The following is a 12,461-nucleotide window of genomic DNA, read 5'->3' on the forward strand; positions in this document are numbered from 1 at the left end:
AAATAGCCTGTCAACGAATGTGACTCATAGTCGGGGGCAACGTTTTTGATGGTGGAAATGCCAAACTTTAGCGGGAAATTTGAGAACCGCGTAGGCTAAAGTTAATGACTGGGCGAGAGTTTGCGATGCAATAAAAGATACTATATATAAACAGCGGTTGAAGAGGTAGCTCGGCATATTTGCTGCCGAATAGTGAATATTCAATTTGATCAATTTTCAATTCACACCAACCCTAAGCCGGAGGAGGCCAGGGACCGCGCTGTGTCGATGTTCTTGGTGGCGGGGGCTATGCCACCTAGAACATGGGCCGACCTTGGAAACTCGGGGTGGTCTGCCACGAGGTTTCTAGGCGCCCTGAAGACTCATGGTCTTTGAGGCTTCAGGGGTTGCCCCACAGCGTGGTCCCTGGCAGCCGCAGGCGGCCAATAGCACACTGACTTTAGAATTCAGTGAACTTTATACCTAATTAAACATTATAATTTCGTCAAAAAAACGACCCATCACTAGCCGTGACGGGTCGTTTCTAGTAACATTAATAGGTAACGTCGTAAGAAATCTCGTAACTCTGCGTTTCACCAGCTGGTAAGCTGACATCGCCAAAGTTAGGGTGATGCGGCGTGTCGGAAAGCGTTTGGGCTTCCAACGCAACGCCCATGTACGGTTGGCCGGGGCCAGTCGTTAATTTCATATCGGACGTGAAGGAGTTGGCCGTGAAGACGACCAGACCGTTACGCTTGGACTTGATGGTGACGGCCCGGTTAGATTGTGGGTCGCTCAACTTGGCAATCGTCCCGTCAGCTGCGGGTTCCACGTGAAAGAGGTCATCGAAGCCTTTTTCCGGGATGCCTTGCAGACCCCGGATAGCTTGCCCCAGGTTTTGCCCATTGGCGAAGTCGTAAGGCGTGTCGGCGTTGGCAATCATATTGCCCGTAGGAATCTTCTTGTCAGTGACTTCCAAATGCTCCTGTGCGTTGATCTGTAGCGTTTGACCAGAGATCAGTTGGTCGTCACTCAGGTTAAAGTAGACGTGCAACGTTGGGTTGAAGAGAGTCAGTTCGGTTGAACTGGCTTCGAACTTCAAGTTAACGTGGTCGTGGTCATCCAGAGAGTAGATCATTTTGGCCTGCATATCACCAGGGAAGGAGTCTTCGCTGGACTTAAATGTGTGGGACAAAATAATTTTAGTTTCAGCTGGATCACTGTCGTCAATTTCACCGTCCCAGTTGACCGTGTTAAAGCCGTTGGGCCCGCCGTGGAGGTTAGTGTCATCGCCTTCATTGGTAGCAACGTGGACGGTTTTGCCGCCGAGTTCAAATGAACTACCACCAATTCGGCCACCGGTTCGGCCAATTCCCATGCAAACGTAGAACGGATTGTCGAGATAGTCGGCCATCTTATGGTAAGATAGCACCAAATTCTTGTCCCCGTTGGCACTTGGAACGGTCAGCTTGTGGAGTGTGGCTCCCCAGCTTAAGATGGAGAGCTTAACCCCGTTTTTATTTTCAATGGCGTATTCCGTAACGGCTTGCGCCTGGTATGTATCCCAATGGTTCGCAGCAGTTTTCATAGATAAATTCCTCGTTTCTAAGAGTGGTAAAGCGTTTTCATTTATCCTTATAGTATTTTTTATCCGGACAATTGTCAAATGAAGTTTGGGCATAAACGTTTAATTGGTGAAGTCTTTAACGGCCATTAGTTTGTCTCTGAACAATTTAATTTTGCACCATTTACGCTTGTACGGACAAATTTGTAAAGCGAGCCAGTAACTGGTATAAATATTTAGTGAACAAAATTTCACTTGTACGCAATCGATGAAACTGGCATAATAGGTTAGTTTAAGGGGGCTGTGACATGGCAAGCAAATGGCGATGGTTAGCGGTTCTCCTTGGTGGCAGTTGGTTGGGCTACCGGTGGGCGACTCAGGTCGTCACACCAGCAGTTCCTTTGAGCAGTCATCGGTCGGATACCGAATACACAGCTGTGCCCACCCTATTTATACCGGGATGGGGTGGCAACGCGTGGACTTATAATGGCCTGTTACGGTGGCTAGTCCGCCGTGGCTATGGTCATAAGGTGTTGACCGTGACTGTCTCACGAACCGGTGTGCTTCATTTCACTGGCACGTGGACTGACCAGGCCACCAATCCCCTGATTCAAGTCCTGTTTACGCACAGTTTCACGACGGACTACCAGCAGCAGATTCGCTGGATAACCGAGATTCTGCGGCAGCTCAAGCAACGTTATGGCATGACGAGCTACAACGTGGTCGCTCACTCGTGGGGCGGTAGCACGGCAATCGGCAGTTTGGTCCTGCATGGGGCTGGTGCGGATCTGCCCCAGCCTAACCGGTTGATTCTATTGGGAACACCGATTGACGAGAGTCAGCCGACCCGACCCGTTGATGAGGCCTTTGAGCAGCTACGGGCCCACCGGGATAATTTGCAGGTCATGGGCCCATTAACCATTTACAACGTCTATGGCACGCTCTTAGGGCGGCAGACGGATGGCTCAGTTCCTGTGACGCAAGTGCAGGCGCTCCGGCAAGTGGTGGTCGGCAGTCCAGTTACCTATCGAGAACACCACGTTTCCGGCGTTAGTCATGGTCAACTGCACGCGAGCCCTGCTATGTGGCGGTTGATTGCACAGCTGCTCTGGTCACCAGGTGAGTTAACGAGCCACTGAACCGTTTAGCTAGTTTTAAACTTCACCGGCTAAAATGGCATCAATGACGTTTAACACGCCATCGTGATCGTTGTCAGTAGGTGTAATCAAGTCGGCTACGTCGCGGACGGATTTGGTGCCGTTTTGCATGGCAACGCCGAGCCCAACGTGTTCCAACATCTCTCGGTCATTGTCATTGTCTCCAAAGGCTGCGACCTGTTCCTTGCGCAAGCCCCAGGACTTAGCCAGCTGCATCAAACCAATGGCTTTGTTCATGTGGGGTGCAACGATATCGATACTGCCAAAACCACTGGCGGTGGCGTGAATTTGACCAGGGAACCGGGCGTTAAGCTTGGCGGCTAGGGCTTGAATCGTCTCGTTGGGCCACTCACCGTTGATTTTGTAGATGGTGTCGTGAACCTGCGTGAGGTCGTCAACACGGACGATGTTATTGAAGAAGTAATCTTGGGATGCTTCGTCTGTGGGATGGTCCCGTCGGTTGATGTAGGTTCCATGAGCACCGGATAACCGGAGTACTTGTGGTCGTAAATGGTCGTCGGCTAGAATAGCGGTGACGACTTGATTGACGATGGGGTTGGGAATCACAGTTTCAAATAAGGTTTCGCCTTGGTTCACAATCAGACTACCGTTTTCGGCAACGAACGTTTGAACGGCAGGGGTGGGCGCAAAGACACGGTGCAGGTGGCCTAAATGGTTACCACTAGCCACGACGAAGCGAATACCGACCGCTGCTAAGCGGGTGAGTTGGTCATCGAAACGATCGTGATTGTACTGTCGTTGTGAGTTTAAAAAGGTTCCATCGACGTCGGTTGCAATCAGTTTAATTTGAGTCATACAGTTCTCCCTCTGTGTTTAGAATTTCTTAACCTTAATCATAATGGCTTGATGTTGGGAATTCAATGGGACGCTGGGGAAGAAATATAACAAAATGATTGCAATTACTAGTTTTATTGAGCACTATGCTATAAACTATTAATGAATCGGTAACATATAGAGTAGAAATAAGGGTTATAATAAATGATTAGCGGGTAAGATAGTAAGAGTCATCCCTGCTAGAGCTATGCAGAAAGGAAGAAAGATTAATGACGCAAACGAACGATTTAAACCAATCCTTGGAATGGTTTTCTCAACTCCAAAAGATCATGCGGCCAGTAACGACCATCAAAACGGAGGATATCACGATCTCCTTGGAACAATTTAACTTGTTGCACGCCATCACTGACCAACGCGAAGAATTTACACCAACGAAATTTGCTGGTCAAATCGGCGTTTCCAAGTCGATGATCTCTGGTCAGATTTCACGGTTATTGCGGGCTGGTTTAATCGAAAGTATCGCCTCACAAGTCGACCGTCGCCAACATAATTTGAAGTTGACGCCAGATGGCGTGAAGGTTTACACGCAAGTTCGCGGCCAAGTCGTTGAACGTCTCAACAACTTACACGACGATATCGCCAAATTAATGTAACCACTAAATTAATTTTATAATTGAAAAATTGGTCCCCTTTAAGTCCGGAATCTTTCATTCGTATGACATTTTGGTTAAGACACCGCAACGCTTGCATGTCTTAGTTTATAATGAATTATGAAGGAATAATTTGGAAGTGGAGGGGATTTTTTGAATTTGCGAGCAAAATTAGGCTTATTCGCTGTGGTTGCTGCGGGAGCAACGTTATTGGGACTAAATCCAGTATCAGTAACACCACGGTCGGCCAATGAATCGGTGGCGTACGCGGCCACGACAATTAATGCCAAGCACCAGGGGATGGTTGGTGATGCTAAGACGAGCAACAATGCCGCCTTGCAGAACATGATCGATAAGTGGAGCGGTTCTGTGACGATCCACGTGCCCAAGGGGACGTACGTTTTCAGTGCGGGGGCCATCAAGCTTCACTCGAACATCAACTTTAAATTTGATAAGGGTGCCGTATTCCGGGTAACCTCTGGTAAGCGGGTCAACTTCGTTTATCCGAGTCCCCAAGCGGGTTACGACGGTGGTATCAGCAATGTCACTTGGACGGGCGCAACCTTCCAAGGGGATAACACCGCTGCCGGGCAGAGCGTCTTCACCCAAAGTATTCACCACGCTAGCAACGTGACGTTTAACAAGTGTGTCTTTGATAACGCCGAATCACCAACTGGTCACTACATCGATATCGATGGGAGCCACGATGTGACGGTTAAGAATTCTGTTTTCACTGGGTTCAACGGTTCCATGGACTACAAGGAAGCCATCCAAGTGGATTATTCCAACGCGAAGGCCATGTCCTACAAGAACAAGGGTGATCAGTACGATAACTTGCCAAGCTACGACGTGAAGGTCGATAAGAACCAGTTCTTACCAGTCTCCAAGTCTTCCGGCCAGGTGTCTTCGTACGCACCGAACCCAATTGGTGAACATGCCATCTATGGTCATGGTAAGGCCGGCATCATTCACGATGTCTTCTTCACCAACAACACAGTGGTCGATCCTAAGCCATTGATGTCAGATGGGGTTGCCACGATTCACTTTAAAGGCGTTTCTAACCTGTGGATCACTGGTAACAAATTTATCAACCAACACGTGCTAGGATCTGGGAATTACATTTACTTGTACAATTCCGAACCTGAATACAATATGACGAACCTGAATATTTCCGATAATACGTTCACCAACGTCAACCCAACCAAGCAGTACGTCTACTTGGATAGCAAATCAGCTAGCAACCCTATGACGGGGGTTACGATTACGGATAACCAGGCCACCACGCAATCCGGAACCAAGGCGGCCTTCGTGAAGGGCAACTTTGATCTGACCGGGTCGGATATCGATATCGCCAACAACACGGTGAAGAAGCAAAAAGCGGTCATCACCAATGTGACGGCGCAACAGACGATTACGAACACGACGGTGCACAAACCAACTTCCAGCTCCAACAGTTCTAGCAGTACTTCCTCACAAAAGCTGAAGAAGCGCAAGCAGACCAACAAGAGCGAAAAGTACGTGGGCGGCTTGGCTACGCAGCACGCGCAGTTGAAGAAAAACTACAAGACTTACGCCGTGTACAATCACATTCGTGGCCACAAGAATTGGAACATCATGAAGTTCGACTGGAAGAAGCTCAAGAGCAAGCGGGTCTACGTTGACATGCGTGCCACGGCCGACACTGGCAAGTGGTACCGGATTCGGTTTGGCAAGAACGACAAGACGACCTACTGGATTCGTTCAGGCGCCTTGCAGTTCGATACTTTTAACGTTGAAGAATACGACCGCGACTTAACGTTGATGAAGATCTACCCAGTCTACACGCGGCCATTCAACGACCCACTGTTAGCCAAGCAAAAAGGCACCACGGCTGATTTAGCGAAACGGCGCGTTACAATTACGCACCGGGCCAAGCGAACGGACTCAAGTGGCAAGGTCACGACCTACTACCAAATGAGCAACGGCTTGTGGACGCGGGCGTTGGCGTTTGATTTAGATTCATAGGAGAGTGACAAGAGTGCTATAACAGGCGGTTAACTGGTGAGAATTAACGTCGTAAGGTTGAGAATCCCGAACCTGGATTCTTGGCCTTACGGGGTCAAGCGGAGCCAGTTGCCTGTCGATAGCACGTTTCAGCCAAAGTAAATACGTAGAGCCGAAGGATTAATTTCCCTCGGCTCTTTTTGTTTTTTAAAAAGACTTTTATCCCGGTCACCAACTAGTCCAGCCTATCAAATATATCCAGTCAAACTAATTTGCCCAAATCCACGGCTGTCAAGCGTTCGGTAAACTGGTAGAATAACGTTATACGTAAAAGAATTAATCCGATAAAATATTTTAATTATACATAGAGAAAAGAGGAAAATTTATGCGTCATAAACAATCGTCGCCAAAATGGACACCTACTCGCAAGCTTTGGGCGGGCGTCGGCATCATTGTCATTATAGGGTTCGCCTTCTTCCTAGGCTTGTCGATAGCGGGCCACCAGTCGGCGACACCTGAACCCAGTGCAGCTACCAGTAGTAAGGTCAAAGTTCAGTCCAGCCATAAGGTAGCTAGCAGTCGGCGCCCCGATTCAACAGGTGATGTCGACGTTCTGTCAGATTTGACGGAGAAGGCGGGTGAGAATGCTAGTACCCGGACAAATGACAACGAAAAGACTTATTCACAATTCAAACAACAGAACGGGACCTGGTACTGGTGGTTGACTTCCAGTAAACGGGGGACGATTGAAGTTGGCGAAGTACGCAGCGTGGCAAAGGATGGTCAGACCGCGCAGCTGAAGATGAAGAGCGAGTACTATGATCAGGGAACCAATTACACGCTGACCTTTCACTGGTTGGCGGGATCAAACACCCAGTATAATTTGAACACGGACTTTAAACAGATCAACGGCGATTATACGTTGGGCGATACTGAGGACGACGTGACGCCGGCCAAAGATGTGAACCTCCAAGATGTTATCGAGTCGACGGTCGGTCGTGGGCTGGGCTACGAAGATGCCAGCACACAGACCAACGGCGGTGACCAAACGACCAGCGAATTTTATGGTATGAATCCTAGTAGAAATGGTCGCTATGCCCATTGGTACTGGGACTTTTCTTCAAAGAAACGGGGACCAATCATCCATGCCATGATCGGCAGTGTGAAGGTGGACTACGCCGGGAACCCGACGTCATTTGAGATGTCAGACATGGAGAAACAAAAGGACTTCACCGTAAACGTTTCCTATGATTGGTCTTCCAATACCTACCACTTATGGACCAGCTATCAAAATATTGATGGTAGATATACCAATGATGAGGCTCACTAACCTGGTTGAATGACGGTTGTTTTAAAATTGAGGAGAACGAAATGAAGATCAAAGTAATTGGCATCAGTGTATTGGCCTTGCTGGCGGTTGGCTTAACGGGCTGTGGTCACCATCAAACGAAGTCGGCGGATAAGGCCAGTAGTCGTCAGTCGGTAGTGAAGAAGCAGGCAGCCACCAAGGCGGGAGCTTCTTCAACTAAGACGGAAACTCCCAAGCCATCCGCGTTGACGACCTTGCTGAATGGCCTCACGCAGAAAAATGCTGAGGACCGGAGCACCCAAAGTAACGGGGAATTGACCTACTCACAGTTTTACTACCGGCAGGGCAATTGGCACTGGCAGGTGACCTCCCAGAACCGGGGGACCATTGCGAGTGGCACGGTTGATTCGATTCAAAGTAGCCAAGATGGTGAATATAAATTGGCCATGAAGAGTCCTAAGGGTGAGGCGTATATGCTGGAACTAACGTACACGAACAAAAGCTCTGATTACACCGTGAAGACGAGTTACCAACACATCAAGGGGGTCTATATTATCGGTGACACCACTGGTGTTTGGAAGACTGGGGCGCCGAGCGAGTTAGTAGGGACCTGGTCCACTGGTTTTGTCCCATCGACCAGAACCGATGATAAAAAGATTGCTTATGATCGAACCCGGTTCTTTATTAGTGATCAGAGCATTGATGGCCAGATCGATAGCTTTACGAAAAACTATACCGTTTATCAAACGGGGAACGGCTGGGGTGCCAACAACGCCGTTTACTATCAAAGTCTCGGGCAAGGGACTTATCTATTGAAGACGTATTCAGATAAGTACTTAGGCAGCGTTTATAAAGTGACCCTGAGTGGTAACAAGCTGACCGTGCCGGGGGATGGTACGGAGATGAAGGACATGACGAAGGTGGCCAATAAGCCGGGGATGGCCTTTGGCTTTGGCAATAATCCAGCTAAACAGCTGACGGAAAAGCAGCTAGATGATTGGATCACCCGTCACCTTTCGGACTTTGGCGGAACCACCCACACCTACAAACAATCTGGTATTTCGACACCGGAGAAGGATAGTAAGGGCCGGGTGGTCGTGACGGTCCGGGATATGGGACGCGATGAGATTGCCCCGACCATTGGGAAGTTCCGGGTGTCCAGTACCGGGGTTCTGGAATGGGAGGATACGAGTGATGGCGCCGACATTTGGTCACCGGTGTCTGACGATCCAACGAATTAGACGGGAAATTCGTATCTGGTACAGTAAAATTGAGAAAAGATGGACAAGATTCTTTAACATGGTCCAAATGATTAAGTAAATTGAGATTTAAGACAAGTAGTGTGGCCGAAATTTCGACGACACTACTTTTTTTGATAGTGAGAACGTTTTCTTAAGTTTCTCTTCAAAGTTGATTCAAATCAAAGACGGTTTGTCATGAAAAGTGGTAAGCTGTTTCCAAGCTTCAATGAACATCTTCAAAAAATCTTCATTTTTCCGCCTTAAAACGGTTGCATTCCCGTGGTAGAGTGTATTGTAAGCCGATGAAAAGGGTCGATTTAACCCCCAAATTAACGAGAAACTGAAGAAATTGTTAAAAGGTGGGCTAGACCGAGAGATTTGGGTTTCATCCTTTCTCATTGTGGTGTACAATGAGAATCATAAATTAGCACTCAAACATCCGAGTGCTAAAAAATTCTGCACCTCATCGAAGACAGATTATTGGAGGGCGATTCTATGATTAAAATGTACTTTCATGCGAAAACGACTGCGGTAACCAAGGCTATGAAATGGTTAGCTAACCACGACGCCATCTTTACGGCACGTGACATTAAAAAACAACCTTTAACTCGGGAAGAGATTCTTTACATGTTATCTTTGACTGAAGAAGGTACTGACGACTTGATTTCAACCCGTTCTAAGGCTTACAAGGCCTTACCTGCATCCGTTCAGGATATGGGGATGAACGAACTGGTTGATCTCTTACAAAAGAACCCGGGTATCTTAAAGAACCCAATTGTCGTTGATCGTAACAAGTTAGCCACTGGTTTCGATTTGGAAACCATTCGGGAATTCGTTCCCGCTGCCTACCGGAAGAAGGAACTGGCTAGTTTCTTCAAGATTTTAAACGGCAAAGGCTTGGGTGTATCACCAGCTTAATAGAAGACTTAACAAGCTATGACCAATTCGGTTGTAGCTTTTTTTGTTTCCTTGCGCCTTACCGGCCGCCAGATATGGGCTGGAACGGGGCGGACGCAACTTGAAGCCTCGAAGGGACCGAGTCTACAAGCTTGGTCTTCTGCTAAGTCAGTAGGAAAATCACCTACTAACTAAGCAGAACGATGCACCTGAGCCCATATCTGGCGGCCTCTCGGCTTACACAGTGGTTCTGCAAGCCATTCAACCAAGCCGTTACCAGGCCGTAAAGATGGGCGCATGTTACAATCTCAGTTCTGATCGTGCAAACATAATCACAACAGGTAAAATCCCTGACTGACAGAGTACGCACAATTTAGACTAATTTTGGCTACCGATGCTGGTTAATAATGGGGTGGCACAGATGATTTGTCTTTCAATTGTTTGGGTAAAACAAAAGAGCCTGGAAGCCCAGACTCTTTCTTATCTCTAATCCTACCTTGCTGAAACGTGTGCCACTAGGCAGCTAGCTCCGCTTAACTCCGAGCACCAGATAATTCAAACCCGGGATTTTTCGGTGCTCGACGTTAATGCTCACTAGCTAACCGCCTAGTGGCACACTCTGATGCCTTAATCTAACGTAGCTGGTCGTGAATAACCGACCGTGTGCCACCAGGATACGTTCGTGGCTTCGTTGACGACACCTCGTAATTGAGCGTCAATCATCTTATTGCTTCCCTTATAGATACCCACGTGGGAGATATTATTCTTACTAGTACCGAAGAAAATCAGGTCCCCGGCTTTAGCATTCTTGGCGCTCACGTGGTCATAACTGTTGTATTGTTGCTGTGCGGTCCGCGGCAGAGTTTGTCCAATGGCTTTATTAAAGACATACTTGGTAAAGCCGGAGCAGTCAAAGGAACTGGGACCGTTGGCACCATATACGTAAGGCTTGCCTAGTTGGGCCTTAGCCGCCTTGTAGATGTCGCTGTAAGTACCGGTACCGGTCGTAGCAGTACTGGTCGAAGTGTGGGCGTAGCTCTTCTTTTGCAGGTAGCCGTGCCAGATCCAACCAGAGGCCGTATTTCTACCATTAGTCACATAGTAGTAAAGGTACTTCACGCCGTTTTTCTTCACGATGTAGCGCTTTTTAGTGGCGTGCCAAGTCGTGTTTGGATAATTTTTTAAGTAGTGCGTTTTTTTCCCAAAGGTCATATTGGTTGCAGTACCGCCCAGGTTGTAGGTCCAGCCAGTAGCGCCTTTGCGAGTGTAGGCGGTATCGGTCATATTGTTGGTGCGGACAATGGTATTCGTGGCATTGGCATGAGCGGTGGTGCCCAGGCCAAATGCTGGTACTAAAGCTGCGGCAAAGGCCACGGCTAAGCTGACTTTTTTAAGTGTCTTCATCTTTATATCCATCCCTCATATGTAAGTTCATGTCGCTGGTACACTTACTAAGATAGCCGTTTTCTTTTACAGGATAGTTACGGGTGAACATCATTGGCGTTAACTTTTGTGGCGGCTCCGTAATATTACAAGGGTTGGAATAACTCGCGGTTAGCGGGTTCTTTGAAAGCGCAAACAAATAATCGCGCCAGTAAGAGTCAGCTATGGTAGACTGTTAATGGCGCTGATTTAAGATTAAGGGTTGAAAGTTAAGTTTGAGTTGTTTGCTTGACTGACTGATGTCAAAGGCTGACTAAGCACGGGATGAGCTTGGAAACTCAGTGGTTTTCTGAGGTTTCAAGTCAAGCCGGAGGACCGGTTTTAGGTCGTAGGCGTTCCCCGCAGCAGGCCACCGCCCCTGACAACCGGAGGCGTCAAACATCAAACCAGCTTTCAATCGTTAGTCTAGGTTACATAATATTATGAGGTAGGTGTATTTTATGAGTGGTTTTATTGGCGAGTTCTTCGGTACCCTGATTCTGATTTTGTTAGGTGCTGGGACTGGTGCTAGTATCAACCTCAACAAGACGTACGCGAAGGGGAGCGACTGGACCTTTGTAACGATTGCCTGGGGAATGGCCGTGACCATGGGTGTATACGTGGCCGGCATGTTGGGTTCGCAAGGTCATTTGAACCCGGCCGTTACGATTGGTTTCGCCGTATTTGGGTTCTTCCCGTGGGCCGATGTATTACCTTATTTATTAGGTCAGTTCTTAGGGGCCTTTCTGGGTGCTGCCTTGGTTATCCTTCAATTCTATCCCCACTTTAAAGCAACACCGGATGAGGCGTCTGGTAATCAGGTCGGTATCTTTGCGACCCGGCCAGCCATCAAGAATCCGTTGTTCAACTTCATTTCTGAAATTGTGGCCACTTGGGCGTTTATCTTTATTCTCCTGAACCTGGGGGACTTCACCCAAGGGCTGAAACCGTTTATTGTTGGCGCCCTGATCATGGTTATTGGGATGGGACTAGGGACGACCACTGGGTTCGCCATCAACCCCGCCCGGGACTGGGGACCACGGTTGGCTTACTCCATCTTACCCGTGCCTAATCGGGGGGCGACTGAGTGGAATTACGCTTGGGTCCCAATGTTTGGTCCGCTCATCGGTGGGTTGCTCGCCGCTGGGTTGGAATTTCTTTTGAAATAGTCTTTGATTTGGCCGCCTTGCCGGTCGCAGTCCAGTTGCTGCGACCTATTGGCTAAGATGATTATCGGTTTCAAAAGAAATGTCAGCTTAAAGTTACTTAGCAGGTTGCTTAGCATTGGTTTGAACTTAGCGCCAACTGATGCTGGTGAGACTGTTTGGTAGATTAATACAAATAGTGCGTCATTTAAACAGAGGCAATATAAAAAGGGCTCTTTGTCAACCGGTGTTGATGAAGGGATTTTCAGAGGTTCAATTCACTTTCGAATTGGACCTCTTTTTTGTATTCTGATTTTGA

The 12,461-nt window shown here is 48.1% G+C and carries 10 protein-coding genes; 7 read left to right on the forward strand and 3 right to left on the reverse strand.

Annotation, left to right across the window (positions count from 1 at the left end):
• Positions 1-532 precede the first annotated feature (532 nt).
• The gene (locus EKM75_RS10670) at positions 533-1,567 is read right to left on the reverse strand and encodes an aldose epimerase family protein (RefSeq protein WP_125694477.1); all 1,035 of its coding nucleotides are present in this window, start codon (positions 1,565-1,567) and stop codon (positions 533-535) included.
• A 284-nt stretch (positions 1,568-1,851) separates the two neighbouring features.
• On the opposite strand from EKM75_RS10670, the gene EKM75_RS10675 reads away from it, so the two are divergent.
• Positions 1,852-2,682, forward strand: coding sequence for an alpha/beta hydrolase (locus EKM75_RS10675; RefSeq protein ID WP_125694479.1), 831 nt, complete (start codon positions 1,852-1,854; stop codon positions 2,680-2,682).
• 15 nt (positions 2,683-2,697) lie between these two features.
• Here EKM75_RS10675 and EKM75_RS10680 read toward each other — a convergent pair whose 3' ends face one another.
• Positions 2,698-3,516 (reverse strand): Cof-type HAD-IIB family hydrolase, encoded by an 819-nt coding sequence (locus EKM75_RS10680; protein WP_125694481.1) that lies wholly within the window; start codon positions 3,514-3,516, stop codon positions 2,698-2,700.
• Between the two features lie 248 nt (positions 3,517-3,764).
• Here EKM75_RS10680 and EKM75_RS10685 point away from each other — a divergent pair, with 248 nt between their 5' ends.
• From EKM75_RS10685 to EKM75_RS10705, 5 genes are all read left to right on the forward strand, one after another.
• Positions 3,765-4,148, forward strand: coding sequence for a MarR family winged helix-turn-helix transcriptional regulator (locus EKM75_RS10685; RefSeq protein ID WP_125694483.1), 384 nt, complete (start codon positions 3,765-3,767; stop codon positions 4,146-4,148).
• Positions 4,149-4,298: 150 nt separating this feature from the next.
• On the forward strand, positions 4,299-6,149 hold the full coding sequence (locus tag EKM75_RS10690; RefSeq protein ID WP_125694485.1) for a glycoside hydrolase family protein: 1,851 nt from the start codon (positions 4,299-4,301) through the stop codon (positions 6,147-6,149).
• Positions 6,150-6,513: 364 nt separating this feature from the next.
• A complete protein-coding gene (locus tag EKM75_RS10695) occupies positions 6,514-7,458 on the forward strand; it encodes a hypothetical protein (protein ID WP_125694487.1) in 945 nt (314 codons plus the stop codon).
• A 41-nt stretch (positions 7,459-7,499) separates the two neighbouring features.
• The gene (locus EKM75_RS10700) at positions 7,500-8,678 is read left to right on the forward strand and encodes a hypothetical protein (protein WP_125694489.1); all 1,179 of its coding nucleotides are present in this window, start codon (positions 7,500-7,502) and stop codon (positions 8,676-8,678) included.
• A 495-nt stretch (positions 8,679-9,173) separates the two neighbouring features.
• Positions 9,174-9,596: a Spx/MgsR family RNA polymerase-binding regulatory protein gene (locus tag EKM75_RS10705; protein ID WP_125681434.1), complete on the forward strand. Its 423-nt coding sequence runs from the start codon at positions 9,174-9,176 to the stop codon at positions 9,594-9,596.
• Positions 9,597-10,202: 606 nt separating this feature from the next.
• On the opposite strand, the gene EKM75_RS10710 is transcribed toward EKM75_RS10705, so the two are convergent.
• Positions 10,203-10,979: a C40 family peptidase gene (locus EKM75_RS10710; RefSeq protein WP_125694491.1), complete on the reverse strand. Its 777-nt coding sequence runs from the start codon at positions 10,977-10,979 to the stop codon at positions 10,203-10,205.
• Positions 10,980-11,458: 479 nt separating this feature from the next.
• On the opposite strand from EKM75_RS10710, the gene EKM75_RS10715 reads away from it, so the two are divergent.
• Positions 11,459-12,166, forward strand: coding sequence for an MIP/aquaporin family protein (locus EKM75_RS10715; RefSeq protein ID WP_125694492.1), 708 nt, complete (start codon positions 11,459-11,461; stop codon positions 12,164-12,166).
• Positions 12,167-12,461 lie beyond the last annotated feature (295 nt).

It is taken from the genome of Levilactobacillus tongjiangensis (assembly GCF_003946345.1).
In the GTDB taxonomy this organism is placed as follows: domain Bacteria; phylum Bacillota; class Bacilli; order Lactobacillales; family Lactobacillaceae; genus Levilactobacillus; species Levilactobacillus tongjiangensis.